General features: G+C 71.2%; 21 protein-coding genes. 3 read left to right on the top strand and 18 right to left on the bottom strand.

The window, feature by feature from the left end; genetic code table 11:
- The 6 genes from RC1_RS09740 to pdeM form a co-directional block, all read right to left on the bottom strand.
- Nucleotides 1-1437: an MFS transporter gene (locus RC1_RS09740; protein WP_012567208.1), complete on the bottom strand. Its 1437-nt coding sequence runs from the start codon at nt 1435-1437 to the stop codon at nt 1-3.
- Nucleotides 1438-1509: 72 nt separating this feature from the next.
- The gene (locus RC1_RS09735; protein WP_012567207.1) at nt 1510-2760 is read right to left on the bottom strand and encodes an SAM-dependent methyltransferase; all 1251 of its coding nucleotides are present in this window, start codon (nt 2758-2760) and stop codon (nt 1510-1512) included.
- 106 nt (nt 2761-2866) lie between these two features.
- A complete protein-coding gene (locus RC1_RS09730) occupies nt 2867-3613 on the bottom strand; it encodes a DUF1365 domain-containing protein (RefSeq protein ID WP_012567206.1) in 747 nt (248 codons plus the stop codon).
- 8 nt (nt 3614-3621) lie between these two features.
- The gene (locus RC1_RS09725; RefSeq protein ID WP_012567205.1) at nt 3622-4959 is read right to left on the bottom strand and encodes an NAD(P)/FAD-dependent oxidoreductase; all 1338 of its coding nucleotides are present in this window, start codon (nt 4957-4959) and stop codon (nt 3622-3624) included.
- Between the two features lie 53 nt (nt 4960-5012).
- Nucleotides 5013-6482, bottom strand: a complete 1470-nt coding sequence (locus RC1_RS09720; RefSeq protein ID WP_012567204.1) for a cryptochrome/photolyase family protein — start codon at nt 6480-6482, stop codon at nt 5013-5015.
- Between the two features lie 386 nt (nt 6483-6868).
- Nucleotides 6869-7609 carry a ligase-associated DNA damage response endonuclease PdeM gene (gene pdeM, locus RC1_RS09715; protein ID WP_049766680.1) on the bottom strand — a complete coding sequence of 247 codons (741 nt, stop codon included), beginning with the start codon at nt 7607-7609 and terminating at the stop codon, nt 6869-6871.
- Between the two features lie 174 nt (nt 7610-7783).
- Here pdeM and RC1_RS20080 point away from each other — a divergent pair, with 174 nt between their 5' ends.
- The gene (locus RC1_RS20080; protein ID WP_012567202.1) at nt 7784-8569 is read left to right on the top strand and encodes a MerR family transcriptional regulator; all 786 of its coding nucleotides are present in this window, start codon (nt 7784-7786) and stop codon (nt 8567-8569) included.
- Nucleotides 8570-8572: 3 nt separating this feature from the next.
- Here RC1_RS20080 and RC1_RS09705 read toward each other — a convergent pair whose 3' ends face one another.
- From RC1_RS09705 to RC1_RS09680, 6 genes are all read right to left on the bottom strand, one after another.
- Nucleotides 8573-9748: a glutathionylspermidine synthase family protein gene (locus RC1_RS09705; RefSeq protein WP_012567201.1), complete on the bottom strand. Its 1176-nt coding sequence runs from the start codon at nt 9746-9748 to the stop codon at nt 8573-8575.
- Between the two features lie 4 nt (nt 9749-9752).
- Entirely contained in the window at nt 9753-10262 is a 510-nt protein-coding gene (locus tag RC1_RS20075; RefSeq protein ID WP_012567200.1) for a DUF1190 domain-containing protein, read from the bottom strand.
- 107 nt (nt 10263-10369) lie between these two features.
- Nucleotides 10370-10783, bottom strand: coding sequence for a DUF350 domain-containing protein (locus RC1_RS09695; protein ID WP_012567199.1), 414 nt, complete (start codon nt 10781-10783; stop codon nt 10370-10372).
- Nucleotides 10784-10836: 53 nt separating this feature from the next.
- Nucleotides 10837-12768 (bottom strand): hypothetical protein, encoded by a 1932-nt coding sequence (locus RC1_RS09690; protein ID WP_012567198.1) that lies wholly within the window; start codon nt 12766-12768, stop codon nt 10837-10839.
- Between the two features lie 39 nt (nt 12769-12807).
- Nucleotides 12808-13527, bottom strand: coding sequence for a 2OG-Fe(II) oxygenase family protein (locus RC1_RS09685; RefSeq protein ID WP_012567197.1), 720 nt, complete (start codon nt 13525-13527; stop codon nt 12808-12810).
- Between the two features lie 107 nt (nt 13528-13634).
- Nucleotides 13635-14630 carry a mitochondrial fission ELM1 family protein gene (locus RC1_RS09680; protein ID WP_012567196.1) on the bottom strand — a complete coding sequence of 332 codons (996 nt, stop codon included), beginning with the start codon at nt 14628-14630 and terminating at the stop codon, nt 13635-13637.
- 130 nt (nt 14631-14760) lie between these two features.
- On the opposite strand from RC1_RS09680, the gene RC1_RS09675 reads away from it, so the two are divergent.
- Nucleotides 14761-15276: an Lrp/AsnC family transcriptional regulator gene (locus RC1_RS09675; RefSeq protein WP_012567195.1), complete on the top strand. Its 516-nt coding sequence runs from the start codon at nt 14761-14763 to the stop codon at nt 15274-15276.
- Nucleotides 15277-15375: 99 nt separating this feature from the next.
- Here RC1_RS09675 and chrA read toward each other — a convergent pair whose 3' ends face one another.
- The 5 genes from chrA to RC1_RS09650 form a co-directional block, all read right to left on the bottom strand.
- Entirely contained in the window at nt 15376-16731 is a 1356-nt protein-coding gene (chrA, locus tag RC1_RS09670) for a chromate efflux transporter (RefSeq protein WP_012567194.1), read from the bottom strand.
- Between the two features lie 125 nt (nt 16732-16856).
- On the bottom strand, nt 16857-17330 hold the full coding sequence (gene greA, locus RC1_RS09665; RefSeq protein WP_012567193.1) for a transcription elongation factor GreA: 474 nt from the start codon (nt 17328-17330) through the stop codon (nt 16857-16859).
- A 103-nt stretch (nt 17331-17433) separates the two neighbouring features.
- Nucleotides 17434-20721: a carbamoyl-phosphate synthase large subunit gene (gene carB, locus RC1_RS09660; protein ID WP_012567192.1), complete on the bottom strand. Its 3288-nt coding sequence runs from the start codon at nt 20719-20721 to the stop codon at nt 17434-17436.
- Between the two features lie 224 nt (nt 20722-20945).
- Entirely contained in the window at nt 20946-21497 is a 552-nt protein-coding gene (locus tag RC1_RS09655; protein ID WP_012567191.1) for a hypothetical protein, read from the bottom strand.
- Between the two features lie 83 nt (nt 21498-21580).
- Complete coding sequence (locus tag RC1_RS09650) at nt 21581-21922, bottom strand: PilZ domain-containing protein (RefSeq protein WP_012567190.1); 342 nt, start codon at nt 21920-21922, stop codon at nt 21581-21583.
- 217 nt (nt 21923-22139) lie between these two features.
- Between RC1_RS09650 and RC1_RS20070 the strand changes: the two genes are divergently transcribed.
- Nucleotides 22140-22778 carry a DUF3618 domain-containing protein gene (locus tag RC1_RS20070; protein WP_012567189.1) on the top strand — a complete coding sequence of 213 codons (639 nt, stop codon included), beginning with the start codon at nt 22140-22142 and terminating at the stop codon, nt 22776-22778.
- Between the two features lie 76 nt (nt 22779-22854).
- Here RC1_RS20070 and carA read toward each other — a convergent pair whose 3' ends face one another.
- Entirely contained in the window at nt 22855-24048 is a 1194-nt protein-coding gene (gene carA, locus RC1_RS09640) for a glutamine-hydrolyzing carbamoyl-phosphate synthase small subunit (protein WP_012567188.1), read from the bottom strand.
- Nucleotides 24049-24124 lie beyond the last annotated feature (76 nt).

Below are 24124 nucleotides of genomic sequence, written 5' to 3'. Positions count from 1 at the left end.
CTATCCGATGTCAGGGGGGAGGGGTGGGGCGGGGGGCGTGGCCTGGGACATGGCCTGGGACGTGGCCGGGGAGCGGGCGCGCCGCGCCTCGATCCGCCGCCGGAGATCGGCCTGGACCTCCGCCGTCACCGGCCAGTGCCAGAGCAGGGCGACGGCCCCCAGCTTGAAGAGGATGGGCAGCAGGCTGTAGATCGCCGTCAGCGCGGCCAGCGCCTCCGGCGGGTTGCCGGGCCGGTCGGCGAAGCCGAACAGGCCGGCCACAGTCAGCCCCAGGGCCGACAGGGCCAGCGCCAGCTTCCAGGCCAGCCCCCAGAGCGCGAAATAGAGCCCGGTCCGCGGCGTTCCGGTGCGGACCGTGTCGCGGTCCACCACGTCCGCCTGCATGGCGCCCGGCAGCACCAGATCGGCCCCCAGCACGGCCCCCGTCATCAGGCAGACCGCCAGGAAGCCCCCGAAATCGCCCGGCCCCAGGAAGGGCACCAGGGCGAACCAGCCGCAGGCCCAGAGCATGGCCCAGGACCAGACCCGATGTTTGCCGAAGCGTCTGCTCAGGGCCAACCACAGCGGCACCGCCAGGAGACCGGGGACGAGATAGGCCAGCAGCAGGATGCCCGCCCGCTCCCCCTCTCCCAGCACATGCGCGGCATAGAAGAGAAAGAGCTGGCCGGGCAGGCCGTTCGCCAACCCGTTCAGGAAATAGGCCAGGAGCAACCGGCGGAAAGGCCCGTTGCGCACAAGGACGACCCAGCCGCGCCGCAGCCCTGTCCTTGGCCGGGTCGGCGGCAGTTCCGGTTCCGGCACGGCGAACACTGCCAGCAGCACCGCAGCGGGCAGTGCCGCCAGGATGAAGACTGCCAGGGCCAGCAGCGCCGCCCCCTCGCTGCCCGCCTCGCCCGCGCCGGCCGCGGTGACCAGCACGGGGGCGGCGATGGAACCGGCGAGGAAGAGCACGTCGCGCCAGGCGGCGATGCGGGTGCGCTCGTCATAGTCGCCCGACAGCTCCGCCCCCCAGGCCGCGTAGGGCACGAAGATCATGCTCCAGCCGAGATAGAGGGCGAAGCTCCAGCCGGTCAGGTGGGCGATGCCGGCACCGGCCGGCGGCTGGAACAGCATCCAGACCGACAGCAGCACCAGCGGCAACCCGGCCATGAGCCACGGCCGGCGCCGGCCGAAGCGGCCGCGGGTGCGGTCGCTCAGCCAGCCGACCAGGGGGTCCGTCACCACGTCCCACAGCCGCGCCAGCAGGATGGCCAGCCCGACCGCGCCCAGCGGCAGCCCCAGCCCGGCATAGTGCTTGGGCACCAGCGCGAAGGCGGGAAGCGTCAGCGCCGCCAGCGGCAGGGCCGGCAGCCCGTAGGCCAGCAGCCGCCACGCCGACAGGCGCGCGCCGCCGCCCGAGCCGGCGCCCGTGCCCCCGCCCGTCTTTGCTTCCCTCACCGCGGTCGCTCCCACTGGCGTCAGTGTTTCCGGAGGCGGATGGCCGCCGTCCGGCCCGAAGAGGGGAGGGGATCAGTCGCGGGCGAGCGCGACCTGCAGGACATCGATGGACCCGGCCTTGAAGCCCGCCTGGCAGTACCAGAGATACTGCTCCCACATGCGCTTGAAGCGGCCGTCGAAGCCCATGCCGGACAGTTCGGGCCAGGCGGTCTGGAAGCGCCGGTTCCATTCCGCCAGCGTGCGGGCGTAGTGCGGGCCGAAGCTGGCCGCCTCGCGCCAGCGCAGGCCCGCCGTCTCCACCTCCCGCCGCAGGGCGGTGGGGGAGGGCAGCATGCCGCCGGGGAAGATGTAACGCTGGATGTAATCGCCGCCGCGGCGGTAGCGCTCGAAATGCCGGTCGGCGATGGTGATGATCTGGAGCGCCGCCCGGCCGCCCTCGGCCAGCCGCCCGCGCACCGTGCCGAAGAAGTCCGGCCAGTAGCGCTCGCCCACCGCCTCGAACATCTCGATGCTGGCGATGCGGTCGAAGCGGCCGGCGGTGTCGCGGTAGTCCTGCAACCGGATCTCCACCCGGTCGCCCAGCCCGGCCCGCTGGATGCGCTCCGACGCGAAGGCGAACTGGCGCGGGCTGATGGTGATGCCGGTGACGCGGGCCCCGACCTCGCCCGCCGCGAACTCGGCGAAGCCGCCCCAGCCGCAGCCGATCTCCAGCACATGGTGGCCGGGTTCCAGCCCCATGCGGCGGGCGATCTCGGCGTATTTGCGCCGCTGCGCCTCGGCCAGCGCCGGGCCGGCCGCCCCGGCGGCGTCACCGTCGGCCTCCCCCGCGAACACGGCGGACGAATAGGTCATCGTCTCGTCCAGCCAGCGCCCGTAGAACTCGTTCCCCAGGTCGTAGTGGTAGGCGATGTTGCGCCGGCTGCCCGTGCGGGTGTTCGGCCGCAGCGCGTGGACAAGGTGCGAGGCCAGCCTGTACCAGGGCCGGCCGTGCAGCGTCCGCCCCAGCATCTCCTCGTTCAGCAGCGCCATCTCGAACAGCGCCGGCACGTCCGGGCTGGACCAGTCGCCGTCCAGGTAGGATTCGCAGAAGCCCAGGCTGCCGCCGGTCAGCAGCCGCCGCGCCACGCGGTCGTCATGCACCGCCAGCACGCCCGACGGGCCGGGCTCCGTCCCCTCGAAACGGTGGGTCGTGCCATCGGGCAGGACCACCGTCAGGCTGCCGATGCGCAGCGCCCGCGCCGTCGCCAGCAGCAGGCGCATGGTCCGCGACGGCCGGTAGCCGCGCGCGAGGGTTCCCCCGCCGGTCAGGCTGCTCTCGGTCATCTCTCTCAACCTCCATGGGACTGGTTCTTTGTTTGTTTGCTTGGTCTGTCTGCCCGTCCGCTGCCGGGGCCGTCCGTTCTTCCGTCCGACCGCCGGCCCCGGCGCATCAGGCGGTGCGGACCGGCGGGTCGGGCCGCCGGTGGAAGACCGCCCCCTTCCGCCACAGCCGCAGCGCTTCCCAGTGGATCGCTCCGATCACCTTCAGCGTCAGCAGCGGGTGGGTCAGGAACGCCCCCAGCAGTGCCCCGCGGGTCAGCGGCGCCCGCTGCCCGGTATAGGTCGCCAGCAGCAGGTCGCCGCCCGGGTCGGTCTGGCGGATCAGGATGGACAGGCGCTCATCGGGCACCCGCAGGCGGAAGCGGTATTCCCCGTCCATGCCGATGAAGGGGGAGACGTGGAACTCCTTCGCCTGGGCGTGCGTTACCGGCCCGCTTGCGTCACCGTCCGCGGGGCAGACATAGACGTGCTGGTCGCCGAAGGTGTTCTTGACCTCGTACAGCAGGGCCGCCAGCCGGCCGTCCGCGCCGTGGCAGAAATAGATGGTCAGGGGGTTGAAGGCGTAGCCCAGCACCCGCGGAAAGCAGAGCATCCGGACCGTCCCCCCGTCCAGGCGGATGCCGTGGCGTGCCAGCTCCTCCTCCACCCAGGGGCGCAGGGGGGAGCCGTCGCGGCGGCCATGGTCGCGGTCGTCGATGGACAGGAGGCCGAAGCGGTTGTGCCGCAGGGGCCAGGGCAGCCGGTCCAGCCCGTCCAGGTCCACCAGCAGCGAATAGACCCGGTAGTCGAACCTGTGCCGGAACGGCCGCAGCCGGCTGTGCATGACGCGGCCGAGATAGAGCGCATGCTCCCCCATGGGCGGTCTCATCCGGCGGTCGGGGCCAGTTCGGCCCCGCGCGGCCGGGCGTTGCGCCCGGCGGGGGAGGCGTCGGTCACGCTCCACGGCCGCTTGGCGCCCAGCGCCTCGGCCACCGCGAGCCCGGCGGAGAGCCCGTCCTCATGGAAGCCGTAGCCGAACCAGGCGCCGCAGAACCAGGTGCGGCGCACGCCCTGGATGCGCCACAGCTCCTGCTGCGCGTTCACCGCGGCGGCGTCGAACATCGGGTGGTCGTAGATGAACTCCTTGATCTTCAGGGACTGCTGCGGCTCGACGATCGGGTTCAGGGTGACGAACAGCGGGCTGCGCCGGTCGATGTTCTGCAGCAGGTTCATCCAGTAGGTGACGCTGACCTTGGCCTGCCGGTCGCGCGTCCCGTTCGCAAGATAGTTCCAGCTCGACCAGGCCTTCGGCCGCCGCGGCATCAGCACCGGGTCGCGGTGCAGCACGGCGCGGTTCAACTGGAAACGGAAGGCGCCCAGGATGCGGCGCTCGTCCTCGCTGGCGTCGGTCAGCATCGCCAGCGCCTGATCGGCGTGGGCGCCGATGACGACGTGGTCGTACAGCTCCGACAGGCCCTCGGCGTCCTGCACCTGCACCCCCGCCGGGGTCCGGCGCAGGGAGCTGATGGCGCGGCCCGTGTGGACCGGGCCGCGGAGCTGCGAGACCAGTCTGGCGACGTAGCTGCGGCTGCCGCCCCGCACCGTGCGCCACTGCGGCCGGCGCTTCAGGTTCAGCAGGCCGTGGTTGTGGAAGAAGCGGATGAAGGAGTGCAGCGGGAAGGCCAGCATCTCCGCGATGGTGGACGACCAGATCGCCGCCCCCATGGGCAGCAGGTGGTCGTAGATGAAGCGGTGGCCGAACCGCTCACGCACCAGATACTCGCCCAGCGTCATGCCGGTGACCGCGGGGTCGTCCAGCAGCTTCGGCGCCGCCTTGTAGAAGCGCATGATGTCGCGCAGCATCAGGTGGTAGGACGGCGACAGCAGGTTCCGCTTCTGCGCGAACATGCCGGCCAGATTGCTGCCGGAATACTCCAGCCGGCCACGGTCCAGGCTGACGGCGAAGGACATGGTCGAGCGGTCCGTCTCCACCCCCAGATGCTCGAACATCGCGGTCAGGTTGGGATAGGTGTGCTCGTTGTAGACGATGAAGCCGGTGTCCACCGGCACCGTGCCGCCGTTGCGCGCGGGGGCGTCCACCGTGTTGGAATGCCCGCCCGGACAGGCGTTCTGCTCGTAGACGGTGACGTCATGGCCGTGCCGGTCCAGCAGCCAGGCGGCACTCAACCCCGAGATGCCAGCCCCGATCACAGCGATCCGCATGATCTCCAGTTCCCTTCGTCAGTCGGTTCCAAGGCGTCCAATGGTGCGTTCTCTCAGGCGTCTGCGGCGTCGCCCGCCTGCCTGAGCGTGGCGAAGGCGGCCAGCGCGCGGTCCCGGCCCCGCTTGTGCTCGATGCAGGGGGCGGGATAGTCCGTGCCCAGCCGGATGCCGGCGCGCCGCAGGGTCTCCGCGGTGGCGGTCCAGGGCTGATGGATCAGCGTGTCGGGCAGGGCGGCCAGCTCCGGCACCCAGCGGCGGACATAGCGTCCGTCGGGGTCGAACTTCCCGCCCTGCAGCACCGGGTTGAAGACCCGGAAATAGGGGGCGGCGTCGGCGCCGCAGCCGGCGATCCACTGCCAGCCCGCGGCATTGTTCGCCAGATCCGCGTCCACCAGCGTGTCCCAGAACCAGCGCTGCCCCTCCTGCCAGGGCAGCAGCAGGTGCTTCACCAGGAACGAGCCTACGATCATGCGGACACGGTTGTGCATCCAGCCCGTGGTCCAGAGCTGGCGCATGCCCGCATCGACGATGGGATAGCCGGTGCGTCCGCGCTGCCAGGAATCCAGTGCTGCGCTGTCCGGCTGCCACGGGAAGTCCTCGAAACGGGGGTTCAGGGGCCGTTCCGGAAGTTTAGGGAAATGGTACAGAAGGTTGTAGCAGAATTCGCGCCATCCCAACTCGCGCAGGAAGGATTCCGCATGCCGCCGGTGCTCGGGTGGGTTGCCGGACAGCATCGCGTCGCGCGTCGCCGCCCAGACCTGCCGGGGCGAGATTTCCCCGAAATGCAGGTAGGGCGACAGGCGGGAGGTGCCGTCGCTGCCGGGCCGGTCGCGTCCCTCGGCATAGTCGGCGGCGGCGCCCTCCAGGAAGGCGCGGAGCCGGGCCGCCACCGCCGCTTCTCCCGGCTGCCACGCCTGCCGCAGCCCGCCGGCCCAGTCGGGCGTCGTCGGCAGCAGGCCCCAGGACTCCAGAGGATCGGATGCGGGTGCCGTCGGCGGTGCTTCCAGCCGGTCGGGCGCGGCCAGCGGCTCCGGCCAGTCGGGGCTGGAAGAGACGGCCCGCCAGAACGGCGTGAAGACCCGGTAGGGCTCCCCGGCCGCGGTCCGGACCGTCATCGGCTCGCGCAGCAGCGACCCGTTGAAGCTTTTCACCTCCACGCCCGCGGCACGCAGGTCGGCCTTCAGCCGGCTGTCCCGCTCCGTCGCCCAGGGCTCGTAGCAGCGGTTCCAGAGAACCGTGCCGGCCCCGGTCTCCCGCACCAGTTCCCCGATCGCCACGTCGGCGCGCCCGCGGCGCAGCACCAGGGGCGAGCCTGCCGTCGCCAGCGACCGGCTCAGGGATGCCAGGCTGTGGTGCAGCCACCAGCGCGACGCGCCGCCCGGCCGCCAGCCGCCGGGGGTGTCGTCGTCCAGGACGAACACCGGCACGACCGGGCGGCCGCTGCGGGCGGCGTCGCTCAGGGCGGGATTGTCGGCGAGGCGGAGGTCCTGGCGGAACCAGACGAGGATGGGGGTGGCGCGCATGGAAGGGGTAGCCGAAGGAATGATCCCGTTAAGTGTGCCGGCGCGGCGATCCGTCAACGCCTTGTCCGGTCCCTTCCGCTTTTCTGCACGGCTCCGGGCCGCAGAAAAGCGGGTCCTGCGGGCCGCTCCGGACCGGTTCGGGAACGCCGGCGGGGTCCCTTGTCAAGCTGTGCAGATTTCCAGCGGAACACCGCTTGCAGCAGCCCGATCCGTACCTAATTGACTACCCATGGGCGTCGCCGGTCGGGTGGCCCGGGCATTATCCCGGGACGCCCTCTCCTCCGCAGCGGTGGCGGCTCGTAAAGGCCCGGAGCGTTCCCCCGCGCTCCGGGCCAGTCCTTTTCAGGGCCGCGCTTTTTCGAAGCCGCTCTTGTCGGGGCCGGCCCTCAGCGGCGCGATGCCTGCCGGGCGGCCAGCGCCGCCGGACCCAGCGCCGCCGGCCCCGGCCTCCCGGGCGACAGGCGCGCGGCCGGGAAGGCATGGACCTTCTCCCGCCCCAGCAGCCAGACCCGGAAGTCCCGCCCCAGCAGCCCGGCCAGGGCCGGGTCCAGCACGTTCAGCCCGCCGGCATAGGCGCCGAAGGCGGGCAGGATCAGCCGGCGCCCGTCGGAGGCGAAGCAGCGGGCGCTGAGCTGTCGGCCGCGCACCAGCACGGCAGCCTTGGGGTGGTAGTGCCCCGACACCTCGCCCGCCACGGCCCCTGCCAGCGCCTCGTGCCGGAAGGTCAGCGGCCCCTCCACGATCTCCTCCCGCACCGTGCCGCCCCAGTCGCCGGGCGGCAGCGGGTCGTGGTTGCCGGCGATCCAGACCCAGTCCAGCGCCGCCGTCAGCCGTGTCAGCCGCCGACCGTCCTCCGCCGGCACGCGGGCCGCGGCCGTGCGGTCGTGGAAGCTGTCGCCCAGGCAGACGACCCGCGCCGGCCGCAGCCGCGCCACCGCCTCCTCCAGCCGGGAGAGGGTGGCGCCGGTGTCGTAGGGCGGCAGCAGCGTACCGCGGGCGGCATAGCCGGAGCCCTTCTCCAGATGCAGGTCGGCCACCACCAGCCAGCCCCGCTCGGGCCAGAGAAGCGCCCCGGACAGATCGGCCAGCAGCCGGGCGCCATTCAGCAGGATGGTACGGTCGGTCATGCCGGCAACAGAACATAGCCGGAACGGCCGGGCAAGCCCGTCCATCCGCGTGGGTCGCCGCGTCCGGAAAAATACCCCTTGAGCCGGACCCTGGGTCATACCTTAGCGAAGACGGGGCCCGCGCAATGGCGGGCAGGGGAGGGCGGCCGGACGGGGTCGGCCGGGAGGGGCGGGATGAAAGCGGATCGGTACCTCAGTGCATCGGAATGCGCGCGGCGGACGGGCCTCACGGTCCGCGCCCTGCGGGTCTACGAGCGCGAAGGGCTGATCCGCCCCGCCCGGACGGCGAAGGGCTGGCGGGTCTACGGCCCGGCGGAGCTGGAGCGGCTGGGGGCGGTGGTGGCGCTGCGGGCGATGGGCTTCGGCCTGTCCCGCATCGCCGCCCTGCTGTCGGCCGGCGATCCGGCGCTGCCGCGGCTGCTGGAGATGCAGGCAGCACTCTGGCGCGACCGGCTGGCCGCGGCACAGCGCGGGCTGACGCTCACGCTCACGGCGCTGCGTCGCCTCGACGGGCCGGAACAGCCCTCCCTGGAAACCCTCTGCGATCTGGTGAGGACGATGACGACGCAGCACACACCCAAGGCGCTCCAGGACGTGATGGACGAACTCTACAGTCCCGAGGAGCAGGCGGAATGGGCGGCCCGCAAGGGCGGCATCACGGAGGAAGAGCAGCAGCAGGTCGGCGCCGCCTGGACCCGCCTCGTGGCCGAGGTGAAGGACTTCATGGCGGCCGGCGGCGACCCGGCCTCGCCCGGGGCGCAGGCGCTCCTGGCCCGCTGGCGGGCGCTGACGGAGCGGTTCACCCAGGGCGACCCGGCGGAAGCCGCGAAGGCCGCCGCCCTCTGGACCCGCTATCTGGAGCGCGATCCGGAGGGCAGGGACCTGGGCGAGCTGGCCCTCAGCCGCGACGTCTGGACCTTCATGACCCGCGTGGCCGAGGCCACCCGCGCCGCCGGCTGAGGCTCAGCGGAACAGGTGCGGCACGAAGCGGGCACTGTCGCGGGTGACCAGACCGTCATCCTCGCGGATGCCCATGCCCTTGGCGGCCCCGTCCACCAGCCAGACGCCCAGTACGGCATGCCGGCCGGGTCCCGCCTCGGGCAGCGTCGTGAACTCCTGGTAGATCCAGCCCTCCTCGCCGTAGGGGCCGGCCATGCTGACCAGCGGCGCCCCGTCGGGCCGGCCGTCGGGTCCCAGCCGGGCGATGGAGACATTGGCCCCCTCGCGCCCGAACAGCGGCTTCGCCACCACGGTGCTGCCGGCCGGGAAGCGGGTGCGCTCGCGGTAGGCCGGCAGCAGGTTCGGATGCCCGGGGAACAGTTCCCAGAGCAACGGCAGCAGGCCCTTGCCGGACAGCAGCAGCTTCCACGCCGGCTCGATCACCGTCAGCCGGCCGGCGGCCACCGCCTCGGCCATCGCGGCACCGAACGGCTCGCGCAGCAGCCATTCCCAGGGGTAGAGCTTGAACAGGGCGTGGACCGGCTCGTCGTGCTGGTCCACGAAGCCCAGCCGGTCGTTGAAGCCGATCTGGTCGATCGGCACGAACTTGGTGGCGCGGCCGGCGTCCAGCGCCACCCCTTCCAGGTAGCGCACCGTGCCCTCGTCCTCCTGGTGCGGGACGATGCAGCTCAGGTGCAGGCCGCGGGCCAGCTCCGGCCGGGCGGCCAGCGCGTCGCGCAGTGCCTCGTGCAGACCGTTGAACTGGTCGGTGCCGGGAAAACGGTCCTCCAGCCACTGCCACTGCACGACCGACGCCTCGAACAGCGAGGTCGGGGTGTCGGCGTTGTATTCCAGCAGCTTCGGCTCGCCGCTGCCGTTCCAGGCCAGATCCAGGCGGCCGTAGAGGGCGCGGTCCGTGCCCTCCCGCCGCTCCCAGCTCGCCCGCAGCAGCGGTGCCCAGTGGGCGGGGATGCCCAGCGCGTCCCAGCGGCCGTGCGCCACCACATGCGCCGCAGCCTCCAGGCAGAGGCGGTGCAGCTCCACCGCCGCATCGTCCAGCCGGTCGATCTCGGCGGTGGTGAACTCCCAGGCGGCGGTCTCGTCCCAGTAGGGCACGCCGCCGCCGCTGTGGAAGTCGAAGCCCAGCGCCTCCAGTCTGGCCTGCCAGTCGGGGCGCGGCGCCAGGGTCAGACGGCGCACGGCCTCAACTCCCCGCGCTGAAGCTGCGCCCGGTGCTGCCGAAGCCGCCGCGGCTGGTGCCGCTGACGACGGACCGGGGGGCGCTGGTGCGGACCGGGCCGTTCAGGGTGGTGCGGCCGCCGGGCAGCCGGCCCAGCGTGCCGCCGGGCGCATGGGCGAATCCGCGGCGGTCGACATAGACCGGATTCGGGCCGCTGAGCATCCGGCCCAGCAGGAAGCCCGCCATCAGCGGCATGAACACGCTGCCCTGGCCGCTCTCGACGACGGTGCAGGCGCCGGGTCCCATCTCCGCCTCGCACTCCTCCTTGGAGGTGAAGCGCGGCGCGGTCGTCAGGTGCTGGCGCTGGGCCTCCCCGAAGGCGGCCTCGCATTCGGCGGCCGGGCGCTCCTCGGCGCAGGCCTGCGGCCCCGGATAGATCTGCACCTCCTCCTGCGCCGGATCGCAGCCCGTCAGCCCCAGGCTGAGCAGGGCCCCGCCGGCCAGCAGCGTGGCGACGTTCTTCGACTTGCGCATTCCCTCTCTCCGAACCCCGTGCGACGATGAATAGAAGGGAACGCCGCGGCCCCGGCGCAAGATGCGGCCGGTCCGGGCGCTCCCCCGTTGCGTCCATCGGTCCTGTGTCAGTAGGTCAGGCTGGCGGCGTTGATCATGCCGGTGGTGATGGACAGGCCGGCCAGCAGGATGCCGTAGCTGGCCTTGTCGTGCTCGATGCCCTGGCGCAGGTCGCCCATCAGGCGCGAAGCGACCAGGAAGGCCAGGAGCTGGCCGACCAGGGCGATGGCGCTCCACATCAGCATGTCCAGCAGGCTGCCCGCCGAGGCGGCGACGCTGGAGACCGGAATGGCGAATCCGATCAGCACGCCGGAGAAGCTGAGCGCGGCGGCGCTGTTGCCCGCCCGGATCAGGCCGATCTCCTTGTAGGGCGTGATCCAGACATAGATCAGCACGAACACCGTCATCAGCACGGCCAGCGACCCCGCATAGGCGAGGTAGGCGGGGAAGTTGGACAGGCTGTAGCTCAGCAGCGGTTCCATGGTTCTGGCTCCCGGATGGGGCGGTTGCTCCGCCCGCGGTGGGGGCCAGACTGTCAGAACCCGAACATGTGGTCGAGCGCGAAGGCGCCCTCCCGCCCGTCGCGGATCAGCCCGTGATAGCCGAACAGCCGGCAGGTGGTGTCGCGGATCAGGACATGGGCGTCCGGGCCCGCCTCGCGCAGCTCCGCCGCGTCGAAGGTGTCGCCGACCTGGAAGCGGTAGCTGCCCGAGCAGGCGATGCGGACATGCCGCCGCGCCACCTCGGACCCGTCCCGCCGGGTCAGGATCAGGGAGGTGTCCGAACGCTGGCGCCAGGGCGTGCTGGCCGGATAGATCAGGTGGCAGAAGGTCTCCGTGGCGGCGTCCATGCCGGTGCGCAGGAACAGCCGGGTGGACAGGCCCGGCGGCCGCCCGGCATAGCTCTGCGGCTCGCCGCGGTAGACAAGGCAGGTGTTGAACATGTGGGCGCCGAAGCTCGTCTCCGCCGCGTGGCCGCTCTCGCGGTCCTCGTAGCGGAACAGCGCGTGCAGCCAGCCGTCCGCCTCCTCCCCCACGGCGAAGTCGTAGATCAGCTCCAGGTGGCCGTAGCCGGCGCGCAGCCGGTGGCCGTCCAGCAGCGTCTCCACGTCCAGCGCCGTGGCGTGGTCGCGCGGCAGCAGCCCCAGGGAGCGGTGCGTCACCTCGGTCCCGTCGGCGTCGTACAGGATGGCCCGCAGCGGCAGGCTCTGCTGCCCGCGCGCCATCGGCGTGGGCAGGGCGATGGAGCGGAAGCGGGCCGGCGGGAAGACGGGGGCCGGCAGGATGAAGCCCTTGCCCAGCAGCCCGCGCAGTTCGGGCAGGTGCGGGTCGGGCATCAGGTCGGTGCGCTCGACATTGGGATGGGCGATGCGCCGGCGTGCCGGGCGGCCCGGCGCCTCCCGCACCACCTCGTAGCGCGGCCGGACGAAGTGGCGCCCCGCCCGCACCTCGATCTGCCGCGGCCAGCGCAGCTCGGGCAGCAGCTCCGCCACGTCCAGGGCATAGCTGCCGAACGGCGGGACCTCGTGCCGCAGGGTCACCGCCTCCTCGTCGCGCCCCATGGGGTTCAGCGCCACCGTCCCGGACGGGATCGGGACGGGGTGGCTGTTCTGTACCCAGAGCAGGACACGCTCGCCCGGCTGCGGCGCCGGCAGGCCGGCATAGAAGTCCGCCGGCCAGGCGTTGGCGTCGTGGGTGCAGGACAGGACGTGCGGATCGCTGCCGTAGGTGTCCAGCGCGTACTTCACCACGTCGTGCCCGGCGGCGCCGACGACATGGACGAAGAGCTGGCCGACGAACTCCGGCAGGCCGAAGCGGCGGCGCACCTCGGCGCTGTCGATCACCACGGTGCCGTCGGCCTCGGGCAGGGCCTCCGTCCATTCCGCCAGCACCGTCCCCGTATGGTCGAACAGGCAGAGCCAGAGCCGCGGGGAGGCGGCGCCGTAGGCGGACCAGTAGTTGGCCGTCACCAGCCGCGTGTGGTGGCCGCCCGAATCGCGGAAGAAGGCGAAGTTGGTGGCGAAGTTCAGCGGCGCCAGATAGCGGCCCGGATCGGTCAGCATCTCCGCCGGCAGCTTCAGCGGGTCCAGACTCAGCACCTTCGTCCCCGGCGGGATCAGGTGACGGATCTGCGCCACCAGACGGTCGGCATCGAACGCCACGACGAACAGCAGGCGCGCCGTGCTTTCCGCGATGGCGGTCACCGGCATCGCCCGCTCGCCCAGCAGCGGCAGGCCGATGCGCTCCACGTCCTGCACGTAGACGCCGGTCAGCTCCACCGTGTGCAGCGGCCACAGCTCCGCGAAGGGTTCGGCCAGCCCCAGCGGGTCGAAGAGCGCGACCGGCCCTTCCTCCGCCAGCCGGCGCAGCAGCCCGTGCCCCTGGCGTGCCGCCAGCGGGTGCCCCAGTGCCTTGAAGGTGCTGCTGCCGCCGGTGACGTTGCTGAAGGTTTCGATGCGCAGGGCCATGGGCGGCTTCCGGTGGGGGACGGGACGGGGGCCGGCGGCTCAGCGGAACGGGTTCAGCCGCTTCAGCCGGGCCGTGACGGAATGGCGGAACTGCTCGCGCCGGACGACGCCCGCGTCGGTCACCCAGTTGAGTTGAATGACCCGGCGCTGGCCGACGAAGCTGGAATGACCGTGCCATGCCGTCGGCCCGTTGCGGAAGGCCAGAAGGGTGCCCTCCTCGGGCGGCACCTCCACCGCCGCGTCGTCCAGCCGGTCGGGCGAGCGCAACAGGCGCAGCCGCCCGTCGGGCGATTCCCAGGACGGGTTCATGTAGATCAGGACGGTGATGATCTTGCTGTCGCTGTCGGTATGGATGCGGCCGTCCTTGGCGCGGGCCCGGCCGCGCACCGTGACCATGGTGGGCCGGCCGGACAGGTCCAGGTCGAACTTCTCCGCAAAGGCGCGGGTCATCTCCGGCCCCTGGATCTCCGCCAGCAGACGGGCGAAGACCGCGCCGAAGCGCAGTTCGGAGGCGGGGAAACTGCCCGGCCTCGTGATCTCCGGGAAGTCGCGGTTCACCGCGTCGCGCGCGTCGGCCCGGATGAAGCCCGGCACGATCAGGTGGTCGTAGGGATCGGGGGAGAGGGGCGTCGCCCGGAACCGCTCCAGGTCGATCAGCCCGCCGGCCGCAGTGCCGGCGGGGAGGTTCTTCTGGAGCGCCGTGGGCAGGGCCGCCGTGGGCAAGGGTGCCGTGGGCAGGGGCGTCGTGGGTTCGCGCATGGCTGGCCCCGTCGTTGGTCGCTGACCGTTGGCAGGTGGGACACATGCGCGGGCCGGTCAAGAGGCCGGCATCCGCAGGTGGTGCGATGCCGGCCCCCGACCGGCCGTCAGCCGGGGATGCCGTGCCGGTGCCGCCACACCGCCATGCGCCGCAGCACCTCCGCCGCGACGCGGGCGGTATCGTCCAGCGGCGTGTAGCTCCAGGACTCCAGCACCCCGGTGAAGGGCCGGGCGATGCCGTCGGCGTACATCATCTCATGGAAGCGGCGGAACTTCGGCGAGCCGCCCTCCAGTTCGATGATGTAGACCGGCTTGCCGGTGCTGGCCGCTTCCGACACCATGGAAACGCTGTCGCAGGTGACGACCACCGCGTCCGCCAGTCCCAGGAAGCCGAAATAGGGATTCTCCCCCGTGCCGTCCCAGACGGTGGCGGGCAACCCCGCCAGCCGGGCGCGCAGGATCGCCTCGTTGTCGGCGCCGGTGCGGCGGGACGGCGTCACCATCAGTCCGACGCCCTCATGCCGGGCGAGGTCGGACAGCTTCTCCGCCACGTCCCCCATCACCGTCGGCGTCAGGTGATAGACCCCGTTCGACCCGCCGATCAGCACCGCCACCCGCGGCCGCGGCAGGTGCGCCACGGCCGGCGCGAAGCGGGCGGCCGCGTCGGCCAGCCGCTCCGGCGTCACCCGGTGCAGGGCGCCGCGGGTGGTGATGAGCGTGGGGCCGCACTTCTCGTCATGCTTCGGCAGGATCACCGCGTCGAAGCGGGAGAAGGGCACGCCCGGATTCTGGATGTGGACGCAGAAGGTCCGACCGCCGTTCAGGCGGCGGATCAGCAGCGACAGCCCGACCGCCTGGCGGCCGGACGTGATGAGCAGATCCGGCCAGGGCGGGGTCAGCGGATCGGACTCCGGCGCCAGGGCGAGCCGCAGGCTGATCGGAAGATAGGGGGTGGTCTGCCGCCAAGGGGTCTTGAGTGCGATCCGTTTGATGATAGGGTGCGCGCCCACGGCCTCGGCAAGGCCGAGGCACTGGTTCTCCATGCCCGCCTTGCCGTCGGACATCACCCAGCAGACAGGTGCCGCCATCGGGACCGCCGTCATCGGCGCGTCTCCCGATACCCCGAGCGAACAGACGGAAGAGCGAAGGGCAGCGGGCGTCTCTTGGCGCCCGCGGATGGCTCGTGTAATATCATTTCCCAAACACCAACCCCTGGAGCCTCAAGAAATCAACATGCGGCGGGTCAAACTCGACCGGATCGATCGGCGCATCCTCCGTGACCTTCAGGCGGATGGCCGTATGACGAACGTGGAGCTGGCGCGGCGCGCCGGCATCTCCGCGCCCCCCTGCCTTCGGCGTGTCCGCGCCCTGGAGGAGGCTGGCTATATCCGTGGCTATCATGCGGACATCAATCCGGAGGCTCTGGGGTTCCACGTCACCGTGTTCGCCCAGGTCGGCCTCTCCTCCCAGGCGGAGCAGGACCTTAAGAGATTCGAGGACCTGGTCAACAGTTGGCCCGAGGTCCGCGAGTGCAACATGCTGGCCGGGGAGACGGACTTCCTGCTGAAGATCGTCGCCTCAGACTGGGATTCCTACCAGCGGTTCCTTACCACGCGGCTCACGGCCGCACCCAATGTCAGCCATGTGAAGTCGGCCCTCGCCATCCGGCAGTCGAAATTCGCGCCCGGCGTGCCCGTGGATGTCGATGTCGGGCCGGAGATCAAGGACGAGGACGACGAGGAGGAGTGAGCGACGTGGAGTGAGCGACGAGGAGTGAGCGCGGCTCCGGCCGCCTCCGGGACTCTTCCCGGCCCCGTCCTTCCCCAGCCGTTCCCTACAGCAGCCCCGTCACGACAGCCCCCCCGTCACCGCCGCCCGGGCCAGTCCGGCGGCGGCGCCCGCCAGCACCAGCCAGTGGACCTGCCAGTTCAGGCGCAGGAGCGCCAGCAGGCCCGCGGCCGCCAGCCCCAGGGCGAACAGGTCCGGCCGGCCCGGTTCCGGCAGCAGGACGTGGGTTCCCAGGAACACCGCCAGGTTCAGGATCACCCCCACGACCGCCGCCGTGACGGCCGCCAGCGCCGCCGCGGCAAGCCGGTTCCGGATCAGCGTCTCCACATAGGGGGCGCCAGCGAAGATGAACAGGAAGCAGGGCAGGAAGGTGACGTACAGCGTCAGCGCACTGCCCAGCACCCCGGCCCAGACGGGGGGCAGGCCGCCCGGCGTGCTCCAGCCGGCGAAGAAGCCGACATACTGCGTCACCAGGATCAGGGGGCCGGGCGTGCTCTCGGCCAGCGCGAGGCCGTTCAGCATGTCGCCCGGCGTCAGCCAGCCGTGGGCGACGCCGGCCTCGGCGATGTAGGGCAGCACGGCATAGGCGCCGCCGAAGGTGACGAAGGCGGCCTTGGTGAACAGGGCGGCGATGGCGGCATAGGGCTCCGTCCCGGCCAGGGCCAGCACGGCCCCCACCGGCACCGCCCACAGCAACAGGAAGATACCCCCCAGCTTCAGCAGCCGCAGGGAACCCGGCAGGGTCTCCGGCGGCAGCGGCCCGTCTCCCCCGGCATCCGCGCCGAAGGGTGTGAAGGGGGTGTGCCCCAGGGCCGCGGCCGCGGCCCCCGTGAGGGCGGCCGCCAGCACGATCAGCGGGAAGGGGACGCCCAGGGCATAGATGCCCAGGAACGCGGCGGCGGCCAGCGCGAGCGACGGCCAGCCGCGCAGGGTGCGGGCGCCGATGCGCCAGAGCGCGGTGGCGACGATCGCCACCACCACCGGCTTCACCCCGTCGAACAGCGCGGCGACCCAGGCCAGATCGCCATGCGCCGCCGCCAGCCAGGAGAGGCCCAGCAGCAGCAGCGCCCCCGGCAGGATGAACAGCAGCCCCGCCGCCAGTCCGCCGGGGATGCCGTGCAGCCGCCAGCCGACATAGGTGGCAAGCTGCTGTGCCTCCGGTCCCGGCAGCAGCATGCAGAAGTTCAGCCCGTGCAGGAACCGGCGCTGGTCGATCCAGCCGCGCCGGTCCACCAGTTCCGTCTGCATCAGGGCGATCTGACCCGCCGGGCCGCCGAAGCTGATGAAGCCCAGCTTCAGCCAGAAGCGCAGCGCCTCCGCGAAGGAGGGTCGGGGAGTCTCCGTGCCCCCCGTCTTCGTGTCCCCCGTCTCAACAGGGGGCGCCACCACGGTGGCCGTCGTCGTCCTGGCGGTCATGCGGCGGGTGCTCCCGGGGTCGCGGTCCGCCCAGAGATGGCGCCGGCCGCCGGTGGCGCAAGGGCCGGAAACGCGGACGCCCGCCAGGAGGCGGGCGTCGGAGCGGGCGGGCGGGCCGGAGCCGGTTACTTGAACTGGATTCCGGTGATCTCGTAGCTCTTCGAGCCGCCGGGAGTGGTCACCTCCACGCTGTCGCCGACCTGCTTGCCGATCAGGGCGCGGGCCAGCGGGCTGGTGATGGAGATGAAGCCCGCCTTGATGTCGCTCTCGTCCTGGCCGACGATCTGATAGGTCACCTCCTCGTCGGTGTCCTCGTCGGCAAGGGTCACGGTGGCCCCGAACTTGATGGCGCTGCCGGACAGCTTCGTCGGGTCGATCACCTCGGCCCGGCTGATCTTGTCCTCCAGTTCCATGACGCGGCCTTCGATGAAGCTCTGGCGCTCACGGGCGGCATGGTATTCCGCGTTCTCCGACAGATCGCCGTGTTCGCGTGCTTCGGCAATCGCTTTGATCACGGCAGGCCGCTCGACGCTCTTGAGCTGCTTCAGCTCTTCCTGCAGCCGGGTGAAACCCCGGGCCGTCATCGGAACTTTTTCCATTTTGTCAGGCTACCCGTCTGGACAGTGTTCCTGCGGAACACGGTTGCTGCCGAACAATACGAACCGGCCGACGCGGGTTTCCCCGCGTCGCCGGCCCAAGCCCTCAGTATGACCCGCTCAGGTAGGACTGGAGCGGCGCCACTTCAAGACTGCCGGTCTTCAGCGCAGAGATGGCTTCGACCGCCGCCCGGGCCCCCGCCACCGTTGTGTAGTAAGGGATGTTATTGGTCAGCGCCGCGCGGCGCAAGCTGAAGCTGTCCGACAGCGCCTGCGCCCCTTCGGTGGTGTTGAAGATGAGGTCCACATCCCCGTTGATCATCGCATCCACGATATGGGGCTGGCCTTCCAGCACCTTGTTCACGGCCGCCACCTCGATGCCGTGCTCGGCCAGATATTTCGCCGTACCCCGCGTGGCGACGATCCGGAACCCCGTTTCCGCCAGCCGCTTCGCCATCGGCACCATGGCCGGCTTGTCGCGCTCGCGCACCGAGATGAAGACGGTGCCGCTGCGGGGCAGGCTGACGCCGGCGCCGAGCTGGCTCTTGGCGAAGGCCAGCGCGAAATCGCGGTCCAGGCCCATGACCTCGCCGGTCGAGCGCATCTCCGGCCCCAGCACGATGTCCACGCCGGGGAAGCGGTTGAACGGGAAGACCGCTTCCTTCACGGCCGTGTGGCCGGGGAAGGCGCCCTTCAGGTCGAAGGTGGACAGCGTCTCGCCGGCCATGATGCGGGCGGCCACCTTGGCGATGGCGGTGCCGGTGGCCTTGGCGACGAAGGGCACCGTGCGGCTGGCGCGCGGGTTGACCTCCAGGATGTAGACGTCGAAGCCGGTCGCGTCGCCCTCGCCGGGCGCGCTCTGCTTCACGGCGAACTGCACGTTCATCAGGCCGACGACGCCCAGGCCCTTGGCCAGCTTCACCGTCTGGGCCGCCAGCTCGTCCACCACCGGCTTCGGCAGGGTGTAGGGGGGCAGGGCGCAGGCGCTGTCGCCCGAATGGATGCCCGCTTCCTCGATATGCTCCATGATGCCGGCGACATAGACCGTCTTGCCGTCGGATACGGCGTCCACGTCCACCTCGATGGCGTCCTGGAGATAGCTGTCGATCAGCACCGGGTTCCGGCCCGACACCTTCACGGCGGTGTGGATGTAGCGGTGCAGCCCTGCCAGATCGTGGACGATCTCCATGGCGCGGCCGCCCAGCACGTAGCTGGGCCGGATCACCACCGGGAAGCCGATCTCGCGGGCGACCCGCTCCGCCTCCTCCAGGCTGCGGGCCAGACCGTTGGCCGGCTGGCGGAGCTGGAGCTGATGCAGCAGCTTCTGGAAGCGCTCGCGGTCTTCGGCCAGATCAATGGCGTCGGGCGTGGTGCCCAGGATGGGAATGCCGGCCTTCTCCAGCGCGTCCGCCAGCTTCAGCGGCGTCTGGCCGCCGAACTGCACGATGCAGCCCAGCACCTTGCCGTTCGTCTGCTCGCGGCGGACCAGCTCGATCACGTCCTCCGCCGTCAGCGGCTCGAAATAGAGCCGGTCGGAGGTGTCGTAGTCGGTGGAGACGGTCTCCGGGTTGCAGTTCACCATGATCGTCTCGAACCCGGCGTCGCGCAGGGCGTAGACGGCATGGACGCAGCAGTAGTCGAACTCGATGCCCTGGCCGATGCGGTTCGGCCCGCCGCCCAGGATGACGACCTTGGTGCGGTCGGACGGCTCGCTCTCATCCTCCGCCGGCTCCAGCCCGTTGCCCTCGTAGGTCGAGTACATGTAGGGCGTGCCGCTGGCGAACTCGCCGGCGCAGGTGTCGATCCGCTTGAACACCGGCAGGATGCCGGCGGCGCGGCGCGCTTCGGCCACCTGCTCCTCGCTCCAGCCGACCAGCTTCGCCAGCCGCGCGTCGGAGAAGCCCATGGCCTTGTAGCGGGCCAGCGCCTGCGGATCGCGCAGGCTGGCGCCGGCCGCGTCGCGGATCTCGGCCTCGGTCTTCACGATGGCCTCGATCTGGTGCAGGAACCAGGGGTCGTACTTGCACTCCTCGTAGATCTGCTCGACCGTCCAGCCGTGGCGCATGGCCTGGGCCACGATCAGCAGCCGCTCCGGTGTCGGCCGCGACAGCAGCGCGCGCATCCGCGCATGGTCCACCACGCCGGTGCCGTCGGTCAGGTCCACCTCGTCCAGGCCGGTCAGGCCCGTCTCCAGTGAGCGCAGCCCCTTCTGGAACGATTCGGCGAAGGTGCGGCCGATCGACATGGCCTCGCCCACCGACTTCATGCTGGTGGTCAGCGTGTTGTCGGCGCCGGCGAACTTCTCGAAGGCGAAACGGGGGATCTTGGTGACGACATAGTCGATCGTCGGCTCGAAGCTGGCCGGCGTCGTCTTCGTGATGTCGTTGGTCAGCTCGTCCAGCGTGTAGCCGACGGCCAGCTTGGCGGCGATCTTGGCGATCGGGAAGCCCGTCGCCTTCGACGCCAGGGCCGAACTGCGGCTGACGCGCGGGTTCATCTCGATCACGACCATGCGGCCGGTGTCCGGGCAGACCGCGAACTGGACGTTCGAGCCGCCGGTATCCACCCCGATCTCGCGCAGCACCGCGATCGAGGCGTTGCGCATGATCTGGTATTCCTTGTCCGTGAGCGTCAGCGCCGGGGCGACGGTCATGCTGTCGCCCGTATGCACGCCCATGGCGTCGATGTTCTCGATGGAGCAGACGATGATGCAGTTGTCCCGGCTGTCCCGGACAACCTCCATCTCGTACTCCTTCCAGCCCAGCACCGACTCCTCGATCAGCACCTCGCCGACCGGGCTGGCGCGCAGGCCGCCCTTCACGATCTCCTCGAACTCGACCCGGTTGAAGGCGATGCCGCCGCCGGTGCCGGCCAGGGTGAAGCTGGGCCGGATGATGGCGGGCAGGCCGACGAAGGCCAGCGCCTCCAGCGCCTCGTCATAGGTCTTCACGAGGCGCGAGCGCGGGCTCTCCAGCCCGATCTTGTCCATCGCCTCGCGGAACAGCAGGCGGTCCTCGGCCTTGGCGATGACATCGGCCTTGGCGCCGATCATCTCCACCCCAAGCCGGTCCAGCGTGCCGTCCTTGAAGAGGGCCAGCGCCGTGTTCAGCGCCGTCTGACCGCCCATGGTGGGCAGCAGGGCGTCCGGCCGCTCGCGCTCCAGCACCTTGGCGACCATGGCCGGGGTGATCGGCTCGATGTAGGTGGCGTCGGCCATGCCCGGATCGGTCATGATCGTCGCCGGGTTGGAGTTGACCAGGATGACCCGGTAACCCTCCTCCCGCAGGGCCTTGCAGGCCTGCACGCCGGAATAGTCGAACTCGCACGCCTGTCCGATGACGATCGGCCCCGCGCCGATGATGCAGATGGACGTGATGTCTGTGCGCTTGGGCATGGGATCAGGCCGCGGTCATGGGGTCTTCGTGGTCGCGCGAAAGCATCCTCCGCCCCGGAGCGAAGGCCAGGGCGCGGGGGATGCTTCGGCTGACCGCCCTATATAGAGGGCGCGTCCCCGGGTGGGAAGCGTCGAGGATGCCGCCCTGCGATGCAGTCGCTCCCCGGCCCGCTCCGGGGACCGCTCCGGCCGGGTCCGCGCCCACCGTTTCAGGGGCCGCCGTTTCAGGGTCCGACGAACCAGGGCCGCAGCGTCTCCAGCCGCGCCTCATAGACGGCGCAGCGGCCCGTGTCCTGGCGGTGGAAGAAATAGACCATGTCCACCTGCCGCCGGCGCTTCGGGTCGATCAGATTGACCGCCATGGCCCCGTAGGCGACACCCAGCGGCTGCTCACCGGGGCCGAAGGCGCGGTAGAGCATGTCCACCCGTTGCAGGAACTCGCCCCGGCGACAGGCGGTGCTCAGCTCCGCGGAGTAGGCGAGACGGGAGCGCGCCGGCCGGTCGAAGGCATAGACGATGCGGTTCTTCGACTGCCAGGGCGGCCGCGGCTCCGCGACGGCGGGCGGGGGATCGGGGTCGTAGGGCAGGGCGCGCGCATCCCCGTCGTGCGTGCGCTGCATCTTCAGCCGCTCCGCCGCCGCGGCGGCCGTCGGCGGCAGGAGAACGGCCGTCAGGGCAAGGGGCAGCAGGACAAGGAGGGTCAGCAGGCGCAGGGCCGCCGGCAGCGCGGCGCTGCCGCGCGCGGGAATGCCTGTCTTTGCCGTCCGTCGCCCCATCACCCGCGATCCGCAGAAAATCCATGCCGGGGCGGCATGGTAGCAGTCGGGCGGCTGATCGGACAGGCGGCACTCCCGCCCGGTCAGGAGGCGGGACGGTTGATCAGGTAGCGGGCCAGGAAGCGGGCGACCTGCTGGCGCGTCTGGTCCGGCAGGCCCTGGAACTGGATCTTCGCCTGGGTCTTGTCCACGCTGGCGACTACGCCGGTGCCGCGGATCGACAGGCTTTCCTTCGGGTCCGTCAGGGCCAGGGCGAAGCTCACCCGCTGGCCCTGCTTCAGCTTCCCGGGCGCGCCGGCCGTGACGCTGTCCATGCCGAGATTGGCGACGGGCAGGGGCTTCCCGTCCACGGTCAGGGCCGCCTTGTAGCTGGCGACGACCGTCTTCTCGACGACCGTGACCTTCAGGAAGTCGAAAACGCCCATTAAAGCCTCGTTCACCTGACACGGGACGTATGATCGTCCACAAACATTTTACCAGAACTTAACATGATCCACCCGTGCGCCGCAGATTCCTTCGGATAGCCGGCCGCGATCCGGCGCCGGGACGGAAGCCGCTTCCGGCTGTTTCCTCTCCGACGGGGGCGGCTGCTGCCGGCCCCCTGCACGACAGTGCCCGGAAGAGAGACTGCGGAGGACAGCCATGGCGACACGATCCGAGGAGATCGAGCGGGAGATCGAGGAGACCCGCCGCGGCATGAGCCGCACGGCGGCGGAGATCGAGCGGCGCCTGCAACCGGAAAGCCTGCTCGACGGAGCGGTGACCTGGGTGCGCACCAGCCGGCGCGGCCGCGCCATGACCGAAGACGTGCTGGACGTGGTCGCGCGCAACCCGCTGCCGCTCGCCCTCATCGGTGTCGGCGTGGCATGGCTGGCCTGGGAGATGACGCGCCACCCGTCATCCGGGTCGGCGTCGCGCTACACGCCGATGCGCCAGCGCCTGGGGCCGGACCCGCGGGCGGAGACGCACCACAGCCATGTCGAGGATGACGGACGGGCGGCCCGGCCAGGACAGGCCCCCGGGGCGGACGAGATCATCGGCCGGCAGCCCGGCACGCAGTCCGCGCGCGAGGCGGCCGAGGTGTTCCGCGACAGCGACCGGAACAACGCGGGCACCGGCTCCGGTGCGGCCGGTGCCGGGACCGGAGCGGTCCCCGGGGAGGGGAAGACGGCAGGTGCCCGCCCGGCGATGGCCGAGGATGTCGTCGGCTACCGGGCCGGCGGCCATTCCACCGCGCATGAGGCGGCGGACCCGCAATACCGCGACCCCGGCCGGTCCTGATCCGGCAGGCACATACGGAAACGGCGGGACCTGCGGGCCCCGCCGTTTTCATGGCGCAGACAGGGGCTGCGACGGCTCAGTAACGGCCTTCGATCGCGTCCACGAAACGCTGGAACAGGTAGTGGCTGTCCTGCGGGCCGGGGCTGGCTTCGGGGTGGTACTGCACCGAGAAGACCGGCCGGCCCTTCAGCCGCAGCCCCTCGTTCGTGCCGTCGAACAGGGAGACGTGGGTGACCTCCACCGTCTCCGGCAGGCTCTCCGGCACCACGACGAAGCCATGGTTCTGGCTGGTGATCTCGACCCGGCCGGTGGCCAGATCCTTGACCGGGTGGTTGGCACCCCGGTGGCCGCGCTCCATCTTCGTGGTGCGGCCGCCCAGGGCCAGCGCCATGAGCTGGTGGCCCAGGCAGATGCCGAACATCGGCACGCCGGACTCCATGACGCCGCGGATCATCGGCACGGCATAGTCGCCGGTGGCCGCCGGGTCGCCGGGGCCGTTGGAGAGGAAGACGCCGTCCGGCCGGTGCCGCAGCACCTCCTCCGCGGTGGCGGTGGCGGGCACCACGGTGACCTTCACGCCGGCGCTGGCAAGGCAGCGCAGGATGTTGCGCTTGGCCCCGAAATCGACGGCGACGACATGGTGCTTCGGCGTCTCCAGGGTCCCGTAGCCCTGGCCCAGGGTCCAGCCCGTCTCCGTCCAGCCATAGGTCTGGCGGCAGGACACCTCCTTCGCCAGATCCATGCCCTCCAGTCCCGGCCAGGCGCGGGCCTGGGCCAGCAGGGCGTCCAGGTCGAAGCGGCCGTCGGGGGCGTGGGCGATCACGCCCGTCGGCGCCCCGGCATCGCGGATGCGCCGGGTCAGCCGGCGCGTGTCGATGCCGGTGAGGCCGACCATGTCGAAGGTCTTCAGCCAGTCGTCCAGATGCCGGGTGGCGCGCCAGTTCGACGGGTCGGTGATGTCCGCCTTCAGCACCAGCCCGCGCGCAGCCGGGGTCACCGTCTCGATGTCCTCGGGGTTGGCGCCGACATTGCCGACATGCGGGAAGGTGAAGGTGATGATCTGGCCGGCGTAGCTGGGATCGGTCAGGATCTCCTGGTAGCCGGTCATCGAGGTGTTGAAGCAGACCTCGCCCACGCGGTGCCCGGCCGCCCCGATGCCCCGCCCCCAGAGCAGCGTGCCGTCGGCCAGAACCAGGACGCCCGTGGCGCCCTCGGGCCGGGGGGTGGCGGACGCGCGGGGGGAAGTGGCCGGGGAGGCGGCGTCGGTCATCGGTGGGGCCCTTACCTTCTGGGAAACCGGCGATCATATAGACCGGACATCCCCGCGAGGGGGCATCCGTGCGGGC

It is taken from the genome of Rhodospirillum centenum SW (assembly GCF_000016185.1).
GTDB lineage: Bacteria > Pseudomonadota > Alphaproteobacteria > Azospirillales > Azospirillaceae > Rhodocista > Rhodocista centena.
Note: the sequence above shows the minus strand (reverse complement) of the source record. Positions and strands in the feature narration are given on the sequence as shown.

Excerpts from the sequence above, each read along its gene's own strand:
- RC1_RS20070 (WP_012567189.1), top strand. The coding sequence starts at position 22,140 with ATGGCGACACGATCCGAGGAGATCGAGCGGGAGATCGAGGAGACCCGC.
- RC1_RS09735 (WP_012567207.1), bottom strand. The coding sequence starts at position 2,760 with ATGACCGAGAGCAGCCTGACCGGCGGGGGAACCCTCGCGCGCGGCTAC.
- RC1_RS09730 (WP_012567206.1), bottom strand. The coding sequence starts at position 3,613 with ATGGGGGAGCATGCGCTCTATCTCGGCCGCGTCATGCACAGCCGGCTG.
- chrA (WP_012567194.1), bottom strand. The coding sequence starts at position 16,731 with ATGACCGCCAGGACGACGACGGCCACCGTGGTGGCGCCCCCTGTTGAG.
- RC1_RS09685 (WP_012567197.1), bottom strand. The coding sequence starts at position 13,527 with ATGCGCGAACCCACGACGCCCCTGCCCACGGCACCCTTGCCCACGGCG.
- RC1_RS09725 (WP_012567205.1), bottom strand. The coding sequence starts at position 4,959 with ATGCGGATCGCTGTGATCGGGGCTGGCATCTCGGGGTTGAGTGCCGCC.
- RC1_RS20080 (WP_012567202.1), top strand. The coding sequence starts at position 7,784 with ATGAAAGCGGATCGGTACCTCAGTGCATCGGAATGCGCGCGGCGGACG.
- RC1_RS09655 (WP_012567191.1), bottom strand. The coding sequence starts at position 21,497 with ATGGGGCGACGGACGGCAAAGACAGGCATTCCCGCGCGCGGCAGCGCC.
- RC1_RS09675 (WP_012567195.1), top strand. The coding sequence starts at position 14,761 with ATGCGGCGGGTCAAACTCGACCGGATCGATCGGCGCATCCTCCGTGAC.
- carA (WP_012567188.1), bottom strand. The coding sequence starts at position 24,048 with ATGACCGACGCCGCCTCCCCGGCCACTTCCCCCCGCGCGTCCGCCACC.
- greA (WP_012567193.1), bottom strand. The coding sequence starts at position 17,330 with ATGGAAAAAGTTCCGATGACGGCCCGGGGTTTCACCCGGCTGCAGGAA.
- RC1_RS09690 (WP_012567198.1), bottom strand. The coding sequence starts at position 12,768 with ATGGCCCTGCGCATCGAAACCTTCAGCAACGTCACCGGCGGCAGCAGC.
- RC1_RS20075 (WP_012567200.1), bottom strand. The coding sequence starts at position 10,262 with ATGCGCAAGTCGAAGAACGTCGCCACGCTGCTGGCCGGCGGGGCCCTG.
- pdeM (WP_049766680.1), bottom strand. The coding sequence starts at position 7,609 with ATGACCGACCGTACCATCCTGCTGAATGGCGCCCGGCTGCTGGCCGAT.
- RC1_RS09650 (WP_012567190.1), bottom strand. The coding sequence starts at position 21,922 with ATGGGCGTTTTCGACTTCCTGAAGGTCACGGTCGTCGAGAAGACGGTC.
- carB (WP_012567192.1), bottom strand. The coding sequence starts at position 20,721 with ATGCCCAAGCGCACAGACATCACGTCCATCTGCATCATCGGCGCGGGG.
- RC1_RS09695 (WP_012567199.1), bottom strand. The coding sequence starts at position 10,783 with ATGGAACCGCTGCTGAGCTACAGCCTGTCCAACTTCCCCGCCTACCTC.
- RC1_RS09680 (WP_012567196.1), bottom strand. The coding sequence starts at position 14,630 with ATGACGGCGGTCCCGATGGCGGCACCTGTCTGCTGGGTGATGTCCGAC.
- RC1_RS09720 (WP_012567204.1), bottom strand. The coding sequence starts at position 6,482 with ATGCGCGCCACCCCCATCCTCGTCTGGTTCCGCCAGGACCTCCGCCTC.